This window comes from Cellulomonas marina (assembly GCF_900111925.1).
GTDB lineage: Bacteria > Actinomycetota > Actinomycetes > Actinomycetales > Cellulomonadaceae > Cellulomonas > Cellulomonas marina.
Window position 1 is genome coordinate 23,633 of sequence record NZ_FOKA01000016.1, and the last position, 18,799, is coordinate 42,431.

18 protein-coding genes are annotated in these 18,799 nt (G+C 73.8%); 5 read left to right on the forward strand and 13 right to left on the reverse strand.

Going from position 1 to position 18,799, the window contains the following annotated elements; all coding sequences use genetic code 11:
* Nucleotides 1-67 precede the first annotated feature (67 nt).
* Nucleotides 68-580 (forward strand): Jag family protein, encoded by a 513-nt coding sequence (locus BM048_RS14940; RefSeq protein ID WP_090034263.1) that lies wholly within the window; start codon nt 68-70, stop codon nt 578-580.
* A 2-nt stretch (nt 581-582) separates the two neighbouring features.
* Nucleotides 583-1,323 (forward strand): 16S rRNA (guanine(527)-N(7))-methyltransferase RsmG, encoded by a 741-nt coding sequence (gene rsmG, locus BM048_RS14945; RefSeq protein WP_090034264.1) that lies wholly within the window; start codon nt 583-585, stop codon nt 1,321-1,323.
* 69 nt (nt 1,324-1,392) lie between these two features.
* On the opposite strand, the gene map (BM048_RS14950) is transcribed toward rsmG, so the two are convergent.
* Nucleotides 1,393-2,169 (reverse strand): type I methionyl aminopeptidase, encoded by a 777-nt coding sequence (gene map / locus BM048_RS14950; RefSeq protein WP_090034265.1) that lies wholly within the window; start codon nt 2,167-2,169, stop codon nt 1,393-1,395.
* A 54-nt stretch (nt 2,170-2,223) separates the two neighbouring features.
* Here map (BM048_RS14950) and BM048_RS14955 point away from each other — a divergent pair, with 54 nt between their 5' ends.
* The gene (locus BM048_RS14955) at nt 2,224-2,532 is read left to right on the forward strand and encodes a helix-turn-helix domain-containing protein (RefSeq protein ID WP_090034316.1); all 309 of its coding nucleotides are present in this window, start codon (nt 2,224-2,226) and stop codon (nt 2,530-2,532) included.
* Nucleotides 2,533-5,036: 2,504 nt separating this feature from the next.
* Nucleotides 5,037-6,284: an IS256 family transposase gene (locus BM048_RS14965; RefSeq protein ID WP_090034267.1), complete on the forward strand. Its 1,248-nt coding sequence runs from the start codon at nt 5,037-5,039 to the stop codon at nt 6,282-6,284.
* A 33-nt stretch (nt 6,285-6,317) separates the two neighbouring features.
* On the opposite strand, the gene BM048_RS14970 is transcribed toward BM048_RS14965, so the two are convergent.
* From BM048_RS14970 to BM048_RS15005, 8 genes are all read right to left on the reverse strand, one after another.
* Nucleotides 6,318-6,509 carry a hypothetical protein gene (locus BM048_RS14970; RefSeq protein ID WP_090034268.1) on the reverse strand — a complete coding sequence of 64 codons (192 nt, stop codon included), beginning with the start codon at nt 6,507-6,509 and terminating at the stop codon, nt 6,318-6,320.
* The gene (locus BM048_RS14975; RefSeq protein WP_175499569.1) at nt 6,506-6,748 is read right to left on the reverse strand and encodes a helix-turn-helix transcriptional regulator; all 243 of its coding nucleotides are present in this window, start codon (nt 6,746-6,748) and stop codon (nt 6,506-6,508) included. Before BM048_RS14975 ends, BM048_RS14970 begins: the two co-directional genes overlap by 4 nt.
* A 198-nt stretch (nt 6,749-6,946) precedes the next feature.
* Nucleotides 6,947-7,597, reverse strand: a complete 651-nt coding sequence (locus BM048_RS14980) for a hypothetical protein (protein WP_090034270.1) — start codon at nt 7,595-7,597, stop codon at nt 6,947-6,949.
* The gene (locus BM048_RS14985; protein ID WP_090034271.1) at nt 7,594-8,670 is read right to left on the reverse strand and encodes a lactate/malate family dehydrogenase; all 1,077 of its coding nucleotides are present in this window, start codon (nt 8,668-8,670) and stop codon (nt 7,594-7,596) included. The genes BM048_RS14980 and BM048_RS14985 overlap by 4 nt, the downstream gene beginning before the upstream one ends.
* 10 nt (nt 8,671-8,680) lie before the next feature.
* Nucleotides 8,681-9,880 (reverse strand): pyridoxal phosphate-dependent aminotransferase, encoded by a 1,200-nt coding sequence (locus BM048_RS14990; RefSeq protein ID WP_090034318.1) that lies wholly within the window; start codon nt 9,878-9,880, stop codon nt 8,681-8,683.
* Between the two features lie 50 nt (nt 9,881-9,930).
* Nucleotides 9,931-10,452 (reverse strand): low molecular weight protein-tyrosine-phosphatase, encoded by a 522-nt coding sequence (locus BM048_RS14995; RefSeq protein WP_090034321.1) that lies wholly within the window; start codon nt 10,450-10,452, stop codon nt 9,931-9,933.
* A gap of 55 nt (nt 10,453-10,507) precedes the next feature.
* Nucleotides 10,508-11,272, reverse strand: coding sequence for a type I methionyl aminopeptidase (gene map, locus BM048_RS15000; RefSeq protein ID WP_090034320.1), 765 nt, complete (start codon nt 11,270-11,272; stop codon nt 10,508-10,510).
* Nucleotides 11,273-11,596: 324 nt separating this feature from the next.
* Nucleotides 11,597-12,361, reverse strand: coding sequence for a glycerophosphodiester phosphodiesterase (locus tag BM048_RS15005; protein WP_090034272.1), 765 nt, complete (start codon nt 12,359-12,361; stop codon nt 11,597-11,599).
* 64 nt (nt 12,362-12,425) lie between these two features.
* Between BM048_RS15005 and BM048_RS15010 the strand changes: the two genes are divergently transcribed.
* Complete coding sequence (locus BM048_RS15010) at nt 12,426-13,073, forward strand: NADPH-dependent F420 reductase (RefSeq protein ID WP_090034273.1); 648 nt, start codon at nt 12,426-12,428, stop codon at nt 13,071-13,073.
* On the opposite strand, the gene BM048_RS15015 is transcribed toward BM048_RS15010, so the two are convergent.
* From BM048_RS15015 to BM048_RS15035, 4 genes are all read right to left on the reverse strand, one after another.
* The gene (locus tag BM048_RS15015) at nt 13,058-14,122 is read right to left on the reverse strand and encodes a P1 family peptidase (protein WP_090034323.1); all 1,065 of its coding nucleotides are present in this window, start codon (nt 14,120-14,122) and stop codon (nt 13,058-13,060) included. The genes BM048_RS15010 and BM048_RS15015 overlap by 16 nt on opposite strands.
* A 74-nt stretch (nt 14,123-14,196) precedes the next feature.
* Nucleotides 14,197-15,756 carry an FIMAH domain-containing protein gene (locus BM048_RS15020; protein ID WP_090034274.1) on the reverse strand — a complete coding sequence of 520 codons (1,560 nt, stop codon included), beginning with the start codon at nt 15,754-15,756 and terminating at the stop codon, nt 14,197-14,199.
* A gap of 192 nt (nt 15,757-15,948) precedes the next feature.
* Nucleotides 15,949-18,186: an alpha/beta hydrolase gene (locus BM048_RS15030; protein ID WP_175499570.1), complete on the reverse strand. Its 2,238-nt coding sequence runs from the start codon at nt 18,184-18,186 to the stop codon at nt 15,949-15,951.
* A gap of 285 nt (nt 18,187-18,471) precedes the next feature.
* Nucleotides 18,472-18,681 carry a DUF3072 domain-containing protein gene (locus BM048_RS15035; RefSeq protein WP_090034277.1) on the reverse strand — a complete coding sequence of 70 codons (210 nt, stop codon included), beginning with the start codon at nt 18,679-18,681 and terminating at the stop codon, nt 18,472-18,474.
* Between the last annotated feature and the right edge of the window lie 118 nt (nt 18,682-18,799).

The following is an 18,799-nucleotide window of genomic DNA, read 5'->3' on the forward strand; positions in this document are numbered from 1 at the left end:
AGGGGACGGCGTCCCCACCCGACCTCCGCCGGGACGACCCGGCAGCACGACGAACGGAGACACGACGATGACGACGACGCAGCCCGAGGTCCCCGAGGCCGGCACCGGCACGAGCCGGCTCGAGGAGGAGGGCGAGATCGCGGCGGACTACCTCGAGGAGCTCCTCGACATCGCCGACCTCGACGGGGACATCGACATCGACGTCGAGCACGGGCGCGCCGCCGTGGCGATCGTCTCGGAGGACCCGGCCGACCGCCGCCTGCGCACCCTGGCGGGCCGCGACGGCGAGGTCCTCGACGCGCTCCAGGAGCTCACCCGTCTGGCCGTCCAGGCCAAGACCGGCGAGCGCAGCCGTCTCATGCTGGACGTCGCCGGCTACCGGGCGGGCCGGCGGACGGCCCTGACGGCGGTGGCCGAGGAGGCGATCGCGAAGGTCCGCTCGACCGGGGCGTCGCTCGCGCTCGAGCCGATGAACGCGTACGAGCGCAAGGTGGTGCACGACGTCGTCGCCGCCTCCGGCCTCGTCAGCGACTCGGACGGGATCGAGCCGAACCGCCACGTGGTGGTCCGGCCGGCCTGACGATGGAGGAGCATCGCGCGCCCAGCGGGGACGGTGGGGCCGCGGCGGCCACGGACCCCCTGACCGACGACCCCCGGCTGCCGGGCTTCTTCGGTCCGGCGTGGCCGGCCGTGTCCGGGTTCCACCGGATGCTGCAGGGCGAGGGCGTGCTGCGGGGTCTGGTCGGACCGCGCGAGGTGGGTCGCCTGTGGGAGCGGCACCTGCTCAACTCGGCGGCGGTCGTGCCGTTCCTGCCGGCCGTCGGCACGATCGTCGACCTCGGGTCGGGGGCCGGCATGCCGGGGGTCGTCGCTGCGGCGATGCGACCGGAGGCCCGGGTGGTCCTGCTCGAGCCGATGCTGCGGCGCACCGAGTGGCTCGGCGAGGTCGTCCGGACCCTCGGCCTCGACAACGTCGAGGTGCACCGGGGCCGCGCGGAAGAGGTCGTCGGGACGTTCTCGGCCGACGCCGTCACGGTCCGCGCCGTGGCGGCGCTCGACGTTCTGTACGGCTGGGCGATGCCGCTGCTGCGCGTCGGTGGGGAGCTCGTCGCCCTCAAGGGCGCCCGGGCCGAGGAGGAGATCGGGGCGTCCAGCGACACCGGGCGAGCGTGGGGCGCGGGCGTGCCCGCCGTGCACACCGTGGGGACCGTGGAGGGCGTCGAGTCGACGCGGGTCGTCACGGTGGTACGGGAGCGTGCCGTGGCGCCGCCCGTCCGCGGCGGCGTCGCCGGGCAGCGCAAGGCCCGACGACGCCGCGGTTGATCCAGGGATCGGCCCGCTCCGACACGACGCATCCGGTCCTGGTGTTCCCGGCGCGTGCACGGCGGCGCGTCACGCGGGTGTCGGCAGCGTCAGGACCTCCACCCCGTCCTCGGTGATCGCGACGGTGTGCTCGCTGTGGGCCGTGCGGGACCCGGTCGCGCTCCGGAGGGTCCATCCGTCCTCGTCGGTGACGAGCTCGTCCGTGTCGGCCATCACCCACGGCTCGATGGCGAGCAGCAGGCCCGGGCGCAGCCGGTAGCCCCGGCCCGGGCGACCGGCGTTGGGGACGTGCGGGTCCTGGTGCATGGTCGAGCCGACGCCGTGGCCGCCGAACTGCGTGTTGACGCGGTAGCCGGCGCCCTGCAGGACCGTGCCGATGGCGTGGGCGATGTCGCCGACGTGCGCACCCGGCCCGGCAGCGGCGATGCCTGCGGTGAGCGCCTGCTCCGTGGCGGCGATGAGCTCCGGGGAGCCCGGCGGCCGACGGTCCCCCACGACGAAGCTGATGGCCGAGTCCGCGACGACGCCCTGCAGCGAGACCGCGAGGTCGAGGGAGAGGAGGTCCCCGTCGTGCAGGACCTCGTCGTGCGGCCGGCCGTGGAGGACGGCGTCGTTGAGGGAGGTGCAGATGTAGTGCCCGAACGGGCCCCTGCCGAAGGAGGGTGCGTAGTCGACGTAGCAGGACACGGCCCCTGCTGCCTCGATCGCCTCCCGGGCCCACCGGTCGATCTGGAGCAGGTTGGTGCCCGGAACGCTCCGGCCCCGGAGGTCCTGCAGGATGTCGGCGACCAGATGTCCGGTCGCGCGAACCCTGTGCAGCTCGTCGTCGTTCAACAGCTCGATCATCACGCCCCCCGATAGGTATACCGGTCAATGTATCCCGGCAGTAGTGTGATCGCCATGGTCCGTCTGCCCCTGACTCCTGCCGACGTGGAGCGCGGTCGCCGTCTCGGTGCCGCTCTCCGAGCTGCGCGAGGCAGTCGGTCGATCCTGGAGGTGGCGCTCGCCGCGCGGCTGTCGCCCGAGACGGTGCGCAAGATCGAGTCGGGCCGTGTCGCCACGCCGGCGTTCTCCACGGTGGCGGCAGTGGCCACGGTCGTCGAGCTGTCTCTCGACGACCTGTGGGAGCTGATGCAGAGCCGCGAACCTGAGCGTGACCAGCACGCTCCTGCGCAAGCCACGCCGCAGGCTGCGCTGGAAGCGTCCTGACGAGCCCAGTAGACAGGGTCACGGCTGGCTGGAGGCAGAAGTGCGTCGTCACCGTGGCTGTTGCATGCGGAGCCGTCGTTCCACGTGAAACACCGCCGCGTAGCAATCGGGCCCGTCCCGCGAACAGGGCCCATCGATCGCGGCACGGCCCGGACGGCCACCTGTTCCACGTGAAACGTGCCGACCGACACTGCCGTTCGCCACGATCGGTCTTCCGCCTCAGGGCCGTCATCGCGTTGCTTGTCGTCGGCGGTAGCGGTCGGCACCGACGACGTCCTCGTGCACCAGACCGGTCGCACAACCACGCACCCGCCGAACGGGCTGCGGAGACACGGTTGAACAGGTCGCTCGCAGATCGAGCTCGCGGACGTCGGACCGTGGCACCCGCTCGGCGCTCCTCGCCCTCGCATATGGCGAGGACGGCGGAGGGCGGCCGGCCGCACGCGAAGGGCTCCGTGCGATCGTCCGTCCAGGTCGTGCCCCGCGTCTTCCGAGCCTCGTGGTGTGCGGTGCGACAGCCGGACGAGCGACCCTGACCGCGTGGGAGAGCTCGTGGCAGTGGCCGTCACCGCTCGAGGACGTGACCCGCAGGAGTCGCAACAGTGGACCGCGCTGGCGGCGCCCTCCCGGTGACGAGAGGTGGAGGTAGACAAGCAGGGACGCGCACGACGTGCAGTGCTGCGCCAGGAAGGGCTGCAGGGGCGACTCGCACGGTGCCATCATCTGCAGACCCCGCGCAGCGGTGACAGGCGCAAGCCGGCCTCGAAACGGTCGCGCCGACGTTCGTCCGTCGAAGCTCCGCTCCTTCGCGTGTGGTGAACGGGCCTGCGCGAGGAGACCTCGCGGCCGTGCACGCACGGTCGGACGCGGTCGGATCGCGAGGATCGGTGCTCGATCGCCCACGGGGACGCGGGTCGATGTCGAACGGCTCGCACGAGGTTCCTGCATCCGGTGCAGTACGGCGCTGCGTCGGCTCCCCTGAGTGAGGCTGCACCGTGGCCCCACCGTCCACCGGGCGGTACCGCGATGTTTCACGTGGAACGCTTTTCCAGCCGAGCGGCCGATGCGGAAATCTGCGGCGACGCCTTGATGCGAGGCGCGCGGTCCATCTCGGGGCGCCGGGTGAGCACGCGGGCGCGAGAACGACGCGGAGCGGACAGAGCTCGTCCACGGGACCTAGCTCAGCGGACCCGCGGCGCGCCGTACAAGCTCGTCGCTCTCTTGCCGCCCGCTCGTGCGGCACGTCGTCACCGAGGAGGACGCGCTGGATTTCGCGTTCCCCACTGTCGAGGGGCCCGTCGGCAGCGTGGACGAGGGGATGCTGGTCGACGCCATACGCACCGACATGGCTGTCGACGGCGTCACCATCTTCTTACGCGAGGGCGAGAAGAAGCACGCACCAACGAGTCGCCGCGGTGGGCGGCGCGCCGGTACAGGTCGGGTCGGACGTCGTACCGATGCGCGCGGAGGTCCTGTCAGCAGGTGCATCCCGCCGTGACCGAGCGCTCCGTCCGTCGCCGAACAGGGCGCGCCGATATCGTCGCCGAGCAGGTCGTCCCGGCGTCGTCGTGGAGCAGTTCGTCCCGACGCCGTCGCCGAGCACGTCGTGGACGTCGGGTGGGCGCTTGAGCGTCCTCCGTCTCGGCGCTCCCTGCCGGCCTCGACGCATGTGCCCGCTGCCGTCGCCGCGCAGGCACGGCCCGTGCTCCATCATCCCGAAGGGCGAAGACCACCTGCTGCGGGCTTGACCCTTCCCGCCCCGGCGCCCCTTAGCTTCTGGCCTCCTGGAGCGGCAGGTATGAGCCCGGGCGTGAGCGGCACCGATCGGACTGGAGAGCGACTTGCTCGTCGGCGATCGTTCGTGGCCGCCGGGAGACCAGGCCCCGCAGCACGCCCTCGCCCTGCCGGCGATGGAAGGAGATGTTTCACGTGGAACGCGACATGGAGGAGGACGAGGTTTGCGTGGACGGAAGACCCGCTGCCGCACTCGCATCAGTGCCAGTCGAGGTCGAGAGTCCGGTACGAGCAGCGCAGCACGTGCAGGAGACGAGCGACTTGAAAGAGCGACCACCGCCGGGCAACTCCGACCGCTGCAGCACGCGAGGCCATGTCGAGGAGTAGCGTCCGGAGTCGGTGTCGAGCGGCTGAGGCGACATTGGCTGCCGACGCGCCGTGTAGCGGTATCGATGGGGTTCCCGACGTGCGCCTCACGTTCACGTGAACGGCCCCTCCCGCGCCGCGCCCTCGGCCGACCACAGCGGCCGCGATCTCGGTGCCTTCCGGGCGACGCTGCTAGACGGCTGGTCCACGCTAGCCATCGCTGGACGTGGAACAGCCGCATCGCCACGATGCTCAGCCGCTGCAAGCGCGTTTGAGAACGCCAGTTGAGTCCAGCAGAGTGGTGTACCGGTAGCCCGGTGGGCGCGTCGTCGTAGACGAGGACGCGGTCACCGCGTGACCCTTCGAGTGAACCTCTCACAGCACTCTCGAAGTGGAGCAACACGATGACCGCACCGACGAGTATCGACCCTGCCCGGTTCTTGCACGAGCACCTGGAGCAGGCTTCCCCAGATCTGATGCGTCACCTGCTGAGCACGTTCATCGACGTGCTGCTCTCGGCGGATGCCGACGCGGTGTGCGGCGCCGAGTGGGGCCAGCGCAGCCAGGACCGGGTCAACCGCCGCAACGGGTACCGGCACCGGGACCTGGACACCCGGGTCGGGACGATCGAGGTGGCGGTGCCCAAGCTGCGCACCGGGTCCTACTTCCCCGAGTGGTTGCTGGACCGGCGGCGCCGGGCGGAGAAGGCTCTGATCAGCGTCGTGGCGACGTGCTACCTGCTGGGCGTCTCGACGCGCCGCATGGACAAGCTCGTGCAGTCCCTGGGCATCACCGGGCTGTCCCGCTCGCAGGTCAGCGAGATGTCCAAGGACCTGGACGCGCAGGTCACGGCGTTCCGGGACCGGCCCCTGGACGCCGGCCCGTACACGTTCGTGGCTGCGGACGCGTTGACGATGAAGGTCCGCGAGGACGGGCGGGTCGTCAACGCGGTGGTGCTGGTCGCCACCGGGGTCAACAACGACGGGCACCGGGAGATCCTCGGCATCGACGTCTCGACCGCCGAGGACGGCGCCGGGTGGCTGGCGTTCTTCCGGGACCTGACCGCCCGGGGCCTGACCGGCGTGAAGCTGGTGACCTCCGACGCCCACGCCGGGCTGGTCGCCGCGATCGGGGCCACCTTGCCCGCAGCGTCCTGGCAGCGGTGCCGCACCCACTACGCAGCGAACCTGATGGGCGCATGCCCGAAGAGCTCGTGGCCAGCAGTCAAGGCGATGCTGCACTCGGTCTACGACCAGCCCGACAAGGACCAGGTCAACGCCCAGTTCGACAAGCTGCTCGACGCCGTCGCCGACAAGCTCCCGCAGGTCCATGAGCACCTGGACGCCGCACGCGCCGACGTGCTGGCGTTCACCGCGTTCCCCAAGGAGATCTGGCGCCAGATCTGGTCCAACAACCCCAACGAGCGGCTCAACCGCGAGATCCGCCGCCGCACCGACGTCGTCGGCATCTTCCCCGACCGCAACGCCGTCACCCGGCTCGTCGGCGCCGTCCTAGCCGAACAGCACGACGAATGGGCCGAAGGCCGCCGCTACTTCGCCCTCGACGTCCTGGCCAAGGCCCGCCTCCAGGCCCTCCCCGACCCGAACCCGCAGATCAACACCACCGACAACACCCTGGCCCTGACCGCCTGAACAACACCAGGATCACGCCGAACCGCTACACCACTACCCAGGACTTGACCGGTGGGGGTCGGCACCGGTCGGCAGGAGGTGGGACAGCACGACCGATCCGTCGCCCCACCGCTCCGCCGCCTCGGACGCCCAGGTCATCCGCACGCCGGGGCTGGAGCGTCCGGCGGCGGGGCTGAAGGTGGCGACGTGGGTCCCGTACAGCCATGCGTCGAGCGCTGGGCTCACCCGTTGCGCCCCTCGACCTTCAACCGCGCGCCGAGCAGGCGTAGCAGCGAGAACAGGCGCGACGTGTACAGGCTGGGCTTGCCGCTCTCGATCTCGTGCAGGTACTGGCGCGTGATGCCCAGCTCGTCGGCGAGCTGCTCCTGGGTCAGCTCGAGGGACTCGCGCTGCTCGCGCAGCCAGCGCCCGAGCTGCTCGGGCGTCGCGACGTAGGCCCAGCCGGCTCTGCGCGGCTCCTCCACGACGCCCTCCTGTGACCGTACCGTTGCCTGCCGTGCGTCAGGATATCCGGTCGCCAACGGCACGTCTGCATATCGCGACATCCAACTCAGCGACGCACGAAGTACGCGGAGCTGGACCGACAGCGTGAGGCCCCGACCACCGCCGGCGGCATCGAGAAGCACCTCGACATCGACGAGAGGACCCGCGACGAGCTCGCGTCAACGACGATCACGGTCCTCGCGCACCGCCTCCGCCGCATCGCGGAAGGGCAGGCCGCCCCCGGCTCGTCCACCAGCTCCGTCATGCACCTCGTCGAGGATCGAGGTGCTCGCCTCCGCCATCAGCTCGGCGGGGGGCAAGGGTTCCAGGACGACGGCGGAGGCCACCGCGCCCGCCGCCTCTGCGGCGTCCAGCACCGCCTCGACGTCGGCCAACCGACCCTCGACGAGCAGCGGTCCCTGGCCCTGCGGCTCCCCCGTCCAGCGCACCGCGGAGTCGTCGGGCGGCCGGAACGTCGACCGGGCGGGCAGGCGGACGACCGCCGCCGCCCGCACGTCCGGATGGCCCGCGCTGCGGACCTGCACCCTCCGGACGGCCGCGAGGCGCTCGACGCTGCGGGTGAGCAGCCGCTGACGACGCGGAGTGGCCCAGAACGTGACGACGACGAGGCCCGGCTCGACCGTGCCGTCCGCCGCCGGCACCCGGGAGCCCGGCGACCCGGCCAGGGAGTCGAAGTTGACCCCGCGGGTGGCGAAGACCCCGGCGAGCGCCGCGACGGTGCCCGTGCGGTGGTCGGCGCGGACGTAGGCGACCCAGCGCTCCTCGTCCTCGGCGGCCAGGGGCGCGCGGCCCTCGTCGGGCGCGCTCACCGGGCACCCGCGGCGAGCCAGGGCGCGGTGACGGCCGCGATCCGGTCGGCGACCTCGTCCAGGCGCGTGGCCTCGTCGGGCGGCAGGTCGTCGAGCAGGACGCGCGACCAGCCCTCCGGGCCGAGGACGACGGGCACACCGAGCACCCCGTGCCGCTCCCGGCCCGCGATCGTCTCCCCGTCGAGCGTTACCTGCCCGGCGACGACGATGTCCCGCCCGTCGAGCACCGTCTCCACGAGGTCGATCGTCGCGCTGGCGGTCCCGGCCGCGGTCTTGGCGCCGCTGCGGTGCGTCAGCGACGGACGGGTGACGACGCGCAGGTCCGGCGGGTAGCTGTCGATGCGGGCGAAGGCCGCCTCGACGTCGTCGAGCACCAGCGACGAGAGCTCGGCCTGCGCCGCGGTGACCTCCGCGCCGAAGGTCGCCAGCGTCCGCCCGCGCCGCAGCCCGTCCACCGCCCGCCGCCGCTCGGCCAGGTCCAGCCCGCTCACCCGCACGGTCGACCACAGCGGCACGAGGTCGTCGCCGTGCTGCCCGGCCACGAACCCCGTCACCCGGTGCCGACGCACGCCGAGGGACACGGCCACCTCCCGGCGGAACCGCAGCGTGTCGAGCCACGCGCCCATGCCGACCACCCGGTGCCGGCCCAGGCGCTCGGCCATCACGGCGACGCCCAGCTCGACCGGGTTGGAGACGACGACGACGACCTCGCTGCCCGAGCCGTGCGCCGCGAGCGCGTCGGCGTAGGCGGCGAAGACCGCGGCGTTCCCGGCGGCCAGCGCGCCGCGGTCCGTGGAGGCGTCGGGACGGGCGGGTGCGGTGCTGCCCGCGCACACGACGACGACGTCCGCGACGACCTCCTCGGGCGTCAGGGCGACGTCGATGAGCGGGGCGTGCTCGTCGTAGGCGTCGACGAGGTCCGCGCGCAGGCCGTGCGTGGCCCGGCCGGAGTGCCCGTCGGCCCGCCCGACGAGCTGCAGCCGCGAGCTCGTCGGCAGCACGCGCCGCTCGACGAGCTGCGTGCAGACCTGCCGCCCGACGTCCCCCGTCGCCCCCAGCACCGCCACGTCCACGGCGCAGAACCTACGGGGTCGTGCCGGTGTCGGGAGCCACGCCGATCGTCGCCTGCCACGCCTCGATGCGGTCGAGCGCCGCGGACAGCACCTCCGGCGCGACGGCGAAGGACAGCCGCACCCACCGGTGGCCGTCCGCCGGGTCGAAGTCCGTGCCGGGCGTGAGGGCGACGCCGGCCTCGTCGAGCAGCCGGGCGCACCACGTCACGGAGTCCAGGCCCGAGGCGGAGACGTCCGCGTACAGGTAGAACGCGCCGTCCGCGGGTGCGACGTGCGACCAGCCCAGGGCCGGCAGCCGGTCCAGCAGCAGCGCCCGGGCGTCGGCGTACCGCGCCACCGCCGCCTCCGCCGCCGCGTACGCCTCCTCGCTGAAGGCGGCCAGGGCCGCGTGCTGCGGCAGGGCGGGCGGGGAGAGCGCGATGTTGCCCGCGAGCGCGTCCACGGCGTCGACGAGCGCGTCGGGCAGGACGAGCCAGCCCAGCCGCCAGCCCGTCATCGCCCAGTACTTCGAGAAGGACGACACGACGACGGCGTCCGGGTGGCGGGCCGCCGTGGTGAGCGGGGGGCGGCGGCCGTCAGGGCCCGCGTAGGTGAGGCCGTGGTAGATCTCGTCGCTGATGAGCCGGGTGCCGTGCGCGGCCGACCACGCCGCCAGCGCGTCGAGCGCGGCCGCGTCGAGCATCGTGCCCGTGGGGTTGGCGGGGCTGGCGACGAGCAGGCCGGCGGGCGGGCGGTCCAGCGCGTCGAGCTGGGCCGTCGTCGGCTGGTAGCGCTGCGCGGCGCCGCACGGCAGGTCGACGACCTCGCAGCCGAGCGCCCGCAGGATGTTCGCGTAGGCCGGGTAGCCGGGCCGCGCGAGCGCCACCCGGTCGCCGTGCTCGAAGGCCGCGAGGAACGCCAGGACGAACGCGCCCGACGAGCCCGTCGTCACGACCACCCAGCGCGGGTCGAGGTCCAGCCCGTACCAGCGCGCGTAGTGGCCGGCGATCGCGTGGCGCAGGGCGGGCAGGCCCGCCGCCTCCGTGTAGCCGAGGTCCGCGTGCTCGACGAGCTCCGCCGCCCGCCGCCGGACCACCGCGGGCGCGCCGCCGGCCGGCTCCCCCACGCACAGGGACAGCACGTCGGCGCCGGCCGCCCGGCGCTCGTTGGCCGCGGCCACGATCTGCATGACCGCGAACGGCGGGACCCGGGACCGGCGGGAGGCGGGCAGCGGGTCAGGCGGCGGGACCGGCTGCGACGTCGGCGGCGGCGGCGCCACGGTCAGGCGCCGCCGCCCGCGTCGCGCGCCTCGAGCTGCGAGCGCACGTACGCCACGACGCCGTCCGCGGCCGCCTCCACCTCCTGCAGCGTGACCTCGAAGTCCTCGATGCCGCCGTACCAGGGGTCCGCGATGTCGAGCCGGGACTCGCGGCCGCCGGGCTCCACGCGCGGGGCGTCGGGGTCGAAGCTGCGCAGCATGCGGACCTTCGTCGTCTCGGCCCCGGCGTGGTCGGCCAGGTGCCGCAGCGCCTTCACGTGCTGGGCCGTCATGGCCAGGAGCAGGTCCCGCTCCACGACCTCGCTGGTGGCCACCGCGTGCGCGCGGTGCCCCTCGAGCACCGGGTACCCGTGCGCCTGCAGCACCTGGCGGGCGCGCCGGTCGACGGGGTTGCCGTTCTCCTCGTCCGAGATGCCCGACGAGTCGACGAGCACCCGGTCGGCCAGCCCCGCCTCCCGCAGCCGCTCGCGCAGGACCACCTCCGCCATGGGCGAGCGGCAGATGTTGCCGGTGCAGACGGTCATGACGCGGTAGGGCTCGGGGGTGCTGGTCACCCGGCCATCCTGCCCCGCGACGCCGTCAGTCGCGGGCGGTGAGGACGAGCGGCCCCTCCGGGGTGAGCGCGACGGTGTGCTCGGCGTGCGCGGCGAGCGACCCGTCGGCGGAGCGGATCGTCCAGCCGTCGGGGTCGATGACGTAGTCGCGGCCGCCGGCCATGAACCAGGGCTCGATGGCGACGACGAGCCCCGCCTTCAGCCGCATGCCCGAGCCGCGGCGGCCGTCGTTGGGGACGTGCGGCTCCTCGTGCATCGTCCGGCCGACGCCGTGGCCGCCGAAGTCGGTGTTGATGCCGTAGCGGCCCGCGTGCCCGACGCGGCCGATCGCCGCGGAGACGTCGCCCATGTGCCCGCCGACGCGTGCCGCCGCGATGCCGGCCTCGAGCGCGCGCTCCGTCGTCGCGATGAGCTCCTGCGCCTCGGGCGTCGTCGTGCCGAGCTGGACCGTCAGCGCGGAGTCGCAGACCCAACCGCCCAGCTCCGCGGCGAAGTCGATGCTCAGGACGTCGCCGTCCTCGAGCACGCGGTCCGACGGCAGGCCGTGCAGGGCCGCGTCGTTGACGGACGTGCACAGCACCCCCGGGTACGGCATGGCGCCGAACGACGGGTGGTAGCCCAGGTACACCGAGCGGGCGCCGGCGGCGTCGATCATGCGGTGCGCGTGGTCGTCGAGGTCCTGCAGCGTCATGCCGGCGCGGGCCACGTCCCGGAGCGACGACAGCACGGAGGCGACGAACCGTCCGGCCGGCCGCATCTCCTCGATCTGGGCGGGGGTCTTCAGAGCCATGCGCCCCACTCTCGCACGCGGGCAGGCAACAGCCCGTGGGCCGGCTCCCCTGACGGGGACCTGCCGTGGAGGACGAGACCACGGCACCCACGGGCTGCGGTGACTGCCGGGGATTCGCTGCGCCCGTCCGGAACGGTCCGGCGGGGCACGGCGGATCGGGACAATCCGTCCGAGTGCTCGGGCGACTAGCGGGCAGCCACCTCACGCGTCCTATGAGAATTCACCTCAGGACCACCTCCCTTCCGTGTGCCTCGACCGTACGTCCGTCGGGCGGGGACGCCAAGGGGTTTTCGCCCAGGGAGATCGCCGGTCCTCGGCGGGGGCTCAGGAGGACGACGACGCCCGCCCCTCCAGCCAGCCCCGCAGGCGGTCCGGCCGGTCGGTGATGACCGCGTCGACGCCGAGCGCGACGGCGGCCGCCCAGTCCTCGGGCTCGTCGAGCGTCCAGACCATGACGCGCCACCCCTCCGCCTGCAGACGCCCGACGAGGTCCGGCCGCGCGGCCAGCGCCAGCGCGCCGGGGTTGCACGCCACGACGCCCAGCGCCCGGCACCGCTCGACGAGGTCGTCGGGCACCTCGGCCACCAGCAGCGCGCGGGGCAGCCCGGGTGCCACCGCCGCGAGCGCCGCCACGGTCCCCTCGTCGAACCCCTGCACGAGCACCCGCCCGCCGAGCCCCGCCGCCAGGACCGGCTCCGTCACCGCGCGCACGGCGTCCTCGTCCCACGTGCCCTTGACCTCGAGCAGCAGGCCGATGCCCGGCCGGTCGGCCAGGAAGGCCAGCACCTCCGCCAGCGTCGGCACCCGCTGCCCGGCGTACGCCGGCGAGAACCACGCCCCCGCGTCGAGGGCGCGCACCTGCGCCAGGTCGAGGTCGGCCACCGCCCCGGTGCCGTCCGTCGTCGCGTCGACGTCGTCGTCGTGCAGCACGACGACCGCGCCGTCGCGCGTGCGCTGCACGTCGACCTCCACCAGGTCGGCGCCGGCGCGCCACGCCGCCTCCAGCGCGGCGAGCGTGTTCTGCGGGGCGACGGAGGAGCTGCCGCGGTGGGCGACGACGAGCGGCCGAGCCGGCCGGACCGGGTCCATGCCGGGACCGTAGCGGCGCGACCCTGCGGGAACACGACCCCTGTCGGGTGACGTTGGGGCCGCCATGACCACGATCGGGTTCATCGGCGCAGGCCACATCGGTTCCTCCCTCGCGCGGCTCTCCGCGCAGCACGGGTACGACGTCGTGCTCTCCAACTCCCGCGGGCCGGAGACGCTCGCGGACCTCGTCGCAGACATCGGCCCGCGCGCCCGGGCGGCGACGGCGCAGGACGCGGCGGCCGCCGGCGACCTCGTCGTCGTGACGATCCCGCTGAAGGCGATCGGGTCCGTGCCCGCCGAGCCGCTGGTGGGCAAGGTCGTCGTCGACACCAACAACTACTACCCGCAGCGCGACGGCCAGATCGCCGAGCTCGACGACGAGAGCACCACCACCGCGGAGCTGCTGCAGGCCCACCTGCCCGGCAGCCGCGTGGTCAAGGCCTTCAACCACATCATGGCCTCGCACCTGCTCGAGCACGCCCAGCCCGACGAGCCCGCGGGCCGCCGTGCACTGGTCGTCGCCGGGGACGACACCGATGCGGTCGGCCAGGTCGCCGCGCTGATCCACGAGCTCGGCTTCGACACCGTGACCCTCCAGCCGCTGTCGGAGGGCTGGCGCATCCAGCGCGACACGCCCGGCTACGGCGTCCGCCTGGACGTCGCGGGGTTGCAGGAGGCCCTCGGCGCCGCGCGCCGCTACCGCGACATGTGACCCGGGGTGGTCCCGCCGCCGGTCCCCCTCCCGGGGTCCACGGCGGGACCGCCCGGCCACACGGGCAGGTCGACGGCCGGCGTCCGGACGGGCGTGGCCGAGCGCACGGCGTCGCGGACGGCCGCCTCCAGCGCGTGCGCCGCGGCGGCGTGCAGGGCGACGAGGGCACCGACCCGCTCCGGGCGCGGTGCGGGCAGCGGGACGTCGCCGGTGGCGAGGGCGACGACGGTGTCGCCGTCGACGAGGGTGTGCACCGGGTTGAGGGCCCGTGCGAGGCCGGCGTGCGCGGCGGTCGCGGTCCGGGACGTCTCCGCCGGGTCGAGCGCCGCGTCCGTCACGACACAGGCGATGGTCGTGTTGAGGGGTGCGGCGGCGAGCGCGCCTCCTGCCTCCGCCGCGGCGGCCGGGACCGCGGTCCTCGCGCCGGCACCGTCGTCGCGCGGCGCCCCCGCCGCGTTGACGACGGCGATGGCGCCGACGACGACGGGTCGCGGCCCCTGCGGCCCGTCCACCGTGACGCGGACGGACGCCGTGCCCACCCCGCCCTTGAACCGGCCGCCGGCGATCGCCGCGCCCGTGCCCGCGCCGACCGTGCCGCGCGCGACCGTCCCGTGCTCGGGCTGCGCGCCGGCGGCGACCGCGGCGGCGTAGCCCATGGCCTCGTCGGGGTGGGCCGTGAACCGCCCGCCGCGGCCGAGGTCGAACACGGCGGCGGCCGGGACGATGGGCACGACCTCGTCGGGCCGCGGGCCGACGGGGAACCCCCGCCCCTGCTCCGCGCACCAGCGCTGCACGCCGTGGGCGGTGACGAGGCCGTAGGCGCTGCCGCCGGTGAGGACGACCGCGTCGACGGTGGCGACGAGCGTGCGGGGGTCGAGCGCGTCGGTCTCGTGCGTGCCGGGTCCGCCGCCGCGCACGTCGACCCCGCCGACCGTGCCCGGCGGGGGCAGCACCACGGTCACGCCGGTCAGCCACCCGTCGCCGACCCGCTGCACCTGGCCCACGCGCACCCCGGGGACGTCCGTGATGCTGCCGACCTCGTCGTCCATGTCCGTCACCCTGTCATGACGACGGAGGGGTGCGCCGCCCCCTGGTCGGCGCACCCCTCCGCGTGGACCCGCGCTCAGCGCTCCTGGCTGAGGTTCTCGATGAGCGTCTCGGCACGCCCCCGCAGCTCGGCGTCGGCCTCCTCGGACACCCGGCTGGACGGCCCGGGGGGCGAGTCGAGCCGGCCGAGGAACCGCTCGAGCTGCACGACGGCCGCGGTGGTCTTCCCGCGGTCCGCCATCCGCGTGGCGGCGGACAGGTGCTCGTCGAGCAGGAAGGACACCGGTCCGGCGACGGCCCGCTCGGCCTGCAGCGCGTCCAGCTCCGTCTGCGTCCGCTCGAGGTACGGGGCGACGAAGGCGTCCGGCTGCCACAGGTAGTCACGGGCGAAGATCGTGAAGAGCTGGTTCCACGCGTTGAAGTCGTGCGCCCCGCTCACCACGACGTTCTCGACGAGCGCGTTGTCGTACGACTCGACCACGGCCGCGTTGGGCAGGCCGAAGTCCCACGCGCCGCCGCCGAAGAGGATGTACGGCGTCGCCAGGTCCGGCGTGGTCGGGTCGAGCCGGGCCCCGCCGCTCCACGGCCCGTACCACCCGAAGAGTGTGGGATCGTGGTTGATGATGTTCTGGGTGGCGATGCTGCCCATCGAGAGCCCGGCGAAGGCGCGGTCGTCGGCGTCCGTCGAGACGTTGTAGGTGCTCTCGACGAACGGCAGGACGACGTCGCGCAGGTTCGGGTAGCCCTGGGCGGGGTCCCCGAGGTAGTTCGTCGCCGTGGTGATGACGACCGCGGGCTCCGTCAGCCCGTCCTGCAGCAGGTTGTCCATGATGACCGGGACGCTGCCGATGTTGAGCCAGTCGGACTGGTCCTGGCCGCCGCCGTGCTGCATGTAGATGGTCTTGTAGGGCTGCCGCCGCTCCGGGTCGTAGCCGGGCGGCAGGTAGACGCCGACGGTGCGCTCGGCACCGGCCACCTGGATCGGGACGTAGCTCCACGTCCCCTTCGCCGAGCCGGGCCGGGGGTTCTCCACCGCCCGTGCGGCCAGCGGGGCGTAGTCCTGCTTCTCCGGGTCGTAGGGCACGTTGACCTTGTTGAACGCGCGGCGGGCGGTACCCGTGAGGCCGTCGGGCGCGTAGACCGGCGAGTTGGCGGGATCGGTCACCCAGAGGCTCGTGTCCCCGTCGACGTAGAACCAGTACTGGTTCGCGCCGGCGGCCAGGGGCACCTCCGTGACCCACCAGCCGTCCTCCACCTCCGTCATCTCGACCTCGTACGCACCGCCGCCGCGCATGAGCCCGGGCCGGTAGTCGAAGGGCGAGTACACGGTCGGGTCCGCCGGGTCCTCCCAGCTGCGCAGGTTGATGTCGGCGACGAAGCGGACGCTCTCGGCGTCGGGCTCGTGCAGGACGAAGTGCCCGGTGTAGCCCGTCGGCGACCCCGGGTCGGCCACGACGGTCGGGCCGGGGGTGAGGTCGACGTGGTCGTCGGCCATCGCGGTCGCGGGAACGGCGCCGAGCGCGAGCGCGGCGCCGACGCCGGTGACCAGGACCAGGCGGGCGGTCCGACGGCCGGACGCACGTCCGGTCGCGGGACCCGACCCGGCGACGGCCCGGCTGGGGTGCAGAGCTGACATCACTGTTCTCCCTCGAACGGTGGGCGAGCCGTCGCACGGCGGCTCGTCGTCGACGAGCGCTGGGGCACGTCGACGTCCTGCGGTCGTGCGGTGACGAGCGCGGTGGTGCGGTGGGCACCGAGGAGCGCCGTCGGGGCCGGTGCGGCCGGCAGGACGTGCCTGCCGGCCGCACCGGGGCGGAGGTGAGGGGCGTCAGGCCCCGGCACCGTCCACGAACAGCCGCGGCAGGAGGTCGATGACCGACTTCTGCCAGACGTCCCAGCTGTGGGGGCCCGGGATGATCGGGGCGAACTCGTGCTCCACGCCCCGGGTGGTCATCGACGAGATGAGCTGCAGCGTCGCGCCGTAGGTGAAGTCCTGCACGTCGCCGCTGTACACGCGCAGCAGCTTCGTCCCCTCGTTGATGGCCGCGACGTCGGCGCCCGCCGGCACCGCGCCGAAGGCCGACATCGCTCCGATGTACGCGAAGTCGCCCGGGTGCGCCCAGAGCGTGCTCAGGGTGGCGCCGGAGCCCATCGACAGGCCGGCGAGGGCCTTCCGGTCGCCCTCGGTGCTGACGTTGTACTGCGCCTCGGCCGTCGGCACGATGCGCTCGGTGACCTCGCGGGGGAAGTCCACGGCGTTCCCGTTGGCCATGACGACGACCATCGGGACGATCGTGCCGTCCTGCAGGTGGTTGTCGAGGATGCGGTCGATGTGGCCGACCTCGACCCAGTCCGTCCAGGTCTGCCCGCCGCCGTGCTGCAGGTAGAAGACCGGGTAGGCCTCGGCGCGGTCCGCGTCGTAGCCCGGGGGCGTCCACACGTACGCCTGCCGCTGCTGCTCACCGGCGGTGCTCGTGTAGGTCATGACGCTGACCTCGCCCTGCGCCGCCGCGGGGACCTCGGAGGTGTACCGGCCGCGCAGGGTGTCGCCCTCGACCGTGAACGTGCTCCACGTGGGCTCCGACGTCACCTTCGTCGGGTTGGTCGGGTCCTTGAGGTCCACGCCGTCGACGACGAACTTGTCGTAGTACGAGCCGCCGGGCACGACGAGCGAGAGGCGCCACGAGCCGTCGGCCTGCTGCACCATCGGCGTGCGCGGCCAGCTCCCCGCCGGGCCGAAGTTGGCCCAGACGGTGACGTCGGTGGCGTCGGCGTACTGGGCGCCGAGCTCGAAGGTCACCACGCCGTTCTCGCCCACCACGGGCGTCGGCGTCGTGCCGGCCGCGGGCGGCGTGTACGGGACGAGCGGCAGGTGGCCCTCGCTCGGGCCGTCGTCGACCGCGTCACGGAAGGCACGCTGGGCGAAGTCGTGCAGGTTCTTCTGCCAGGTGTCCCAGGTCCCGCCGGTGGTCGGGTCGGAGCCGTCGGACTGGAACTCCACACCTGCGGTCGTGAGCGACGCCGCGAGAGCGACGGTGTCGTCGTAGGCGGGGTCGGTGACGTTGCCCGCGTACAGGCGCAGGACGTCCGTCGACTCGTTGATCTTGCGGACCTTGCTGTCCCGGATCGAGCCGTCGTAGCCGCCCGAGAAGACGCCGACGGCGGAGAAGTCCCGCGGGCTCTCGACGAGGCTCTCCACCGCCAGGGCGGCCCCGCGACCGATGCCCGCGATCGCCCGCTCCTCGCCGTCGGTGGCGACGTTGTACGCGCGCTCGGTGTCGCGGAAGAGGTCCTTCGTCACGCGGGAGACGCGGTCGGACATGCCCGCGTCACCCATGACGACCACCATGGGCTCGGCGTCGCCGCCGAGCGTCAGGCTGTCCATGATCTGCTCGAGCCGGCCGAGCTCCGCCCACTCGCGCGGGCTCTGGCCCTCGTCCTGCAGCAGGTAGAGGACGGGGTAGGGCTCCGCGCGGTCCTCGTCGTAGCCCGGGGGCGTCCACACGACCGCCTCCCCCCCGCTGCGCGGCGCCTTGCCGTAGGAGAACGTCTCCAGCTCACCACCACCGGGCGCGTCCGCGAGCCACTCCGCCCCCGGCCCGGGGACGAAGAGCGTGGCCAGCGTCGGCTTCGACGTGACCTCCTGCGCGAACGCCGGGTTGCGGAAGGCGACCGCGTCCTGGTCCGCGGCGGGGCGGGTCGCGTACTGGTAGTAGTACAGGCCCGGCTCGAGGGGTCCGAAGGTCGCGGTGAGGTTCGCCCCGCTGGCGCCCATGTTGTACGTGGTCCACGCCTTGCCGGGGCCGAAGTTGCCCTCGACCGCCGTCTGGCCGCCCGCGATGCCCGTCGCCGCAGACACCGCCGCGGAGGGCACCGTGAACCGGTAGACGTCCTGCACCGGGTTGTTCGGCACCTCCGCGACCCACGGGTCGGCGCCGATCGCGTCCGCCGCCGCGGGCTGCGCGACGAGCAGCGCCGCCGCCCCCATCGCCACGGCCGCCGTGGCCGCCACAGCCTGCCGGCCGCGGCGTCGCCGCAGCCCGGTCGTCCCCTGTCGAGATCCCATCGCCATCGATTCGCCTCTCATCGCCGTCCGCTCACGTCGGGGACCGGCACCGCGCCGTGCCTCCCGCGGCGGCGCGCCCGTGCACCGCCCTCACGACGTCGTAATGCTGCTGACGCGCACTTTTACGACGTCGTAACCGCACAGCGATCGTCTGCCGTTCACACGTCCGTGTCAAGGGTCTGTCCGGCGGCCGCCGTGGGCCGTCCCCAGACGAGGAACGGCCGCCGCCCCGCGGGGGGACGACGGCCGTTCGGGCGCAGGGCCCTCGGAGCCCGAGGGCGAGGGTCAGGACGCGCCGCGCCCCGTCGCCGACTGCAGCCGGTCGATCATCTCGGAGGCCTGCGCCTTCGTGATGTCGTCCGGCACCTCCTCGCCCGCCTCGCGCGCCAGCGTGTGCAGGTAGCTGCGCTGCGGGCCCGTCATGGGCTCGTCCCCCGTCGTCCAGTCCGACGGGTCCTTCTCGGCGGACTGCGTCACGTCATCGGCATCGGCCACGGCCGGCTCCTCTCGTCGGGCGGCGTCGTCGTCCTGCCGCGTCCGCCGCCGACGCTAGCCCCGCCCCCCGACACCCGCCCGGCGGGGCCGGCGCCGGCGCCGGCGCGGACAGGGCACC

Excerpts from the sequence above, each read along its gene's own strand:
- BM048_RS14955 (WP_090034316.1), top strand. The coding sequence starts at position 2,224 with ATGGTCCGTCTGCCCCTGACTCCTGCCGACGTGGAGCGCGGTCGCCGT.
- map (WP_090034265.1), bottom strand. The coding sequence starts at position 2,169 with ATGATCGAGCTGTTGAACGACGACGAGCTGCACAGGGTTCGCGCGACC.
- BM048_RS15030 (WP_175499570.1), bottom strand. The coding sequence starts at position 18,186 with ATGGGATCTCGACAGGGGACGACCGGGCTGCGGCGACGCCGCGGCCGG.
- BM048_RS14965 (WP_090034267.1), top strand. The coding sequence starts at position 5,037 with ATGACCGCACCGACGAGTATCGACCCTGCCCGGTTCTTGCACGAGCAC.
- BM048_RS14940 (WP_090034263.1), top strand. The coding sequence starts at position 68 with ATGACGACGACGCAGCCCGAGGTCCCCGAGGCCGGCACCGGCACGAGC.
- BM048_RS14995 (WP_090034321.1), bottom strand. The coding sequence starts at position 10,452 with ATGACCGTCTGCACCGGCAACATCTGCCGCTCGCCCATGGCGGAGGTG.
- BM048_RS15015 (WP_090034323.1), bottom strand. The coding sequence starts at position 14,122 with ATGGACGACGAGGTCGGCAGCATCACGGACGTCCCCGGGGTGCGCGTG.
- rsmG (WP_090034264.1), top strand. The coding sequence starts at position 583 with ATGGAGGAGCATCGCGCGCCCAGCGGGGACGGTGGGGCCGCGGCGGCC.
- BM048_RS15005 (WP_090034272.1), bottom strand. The coding sequence starts at position 12,361 with ATGGACCCGGTCCGGCCGGCTCGGCCGCTCGTCGTCGCCCACCGCGGC.
- BM048_RS15010 (WP_090034273.1), top strand. The coding sequence starts at position 12,426 with ATGACCACGATCGGGTTCATCGGCGCAGGCCACATCGGTTCCTCCCTC.
- BM048_RS15020 (WP_090034274.1), bottom strand. The coding sequence starts at position 15,756 with ATGTCAGCTCTGCACCCCAGCCGGGCCGTCGCCGGGTCGGGTCCCGCG.
- map (WP_090034320.1), bottom strand. The coding sequence starts at position 11,272 with ATGGCTCTGAAGACCCCCGCCCAGATCGAGGAGATGCGGCCGGCCGGA.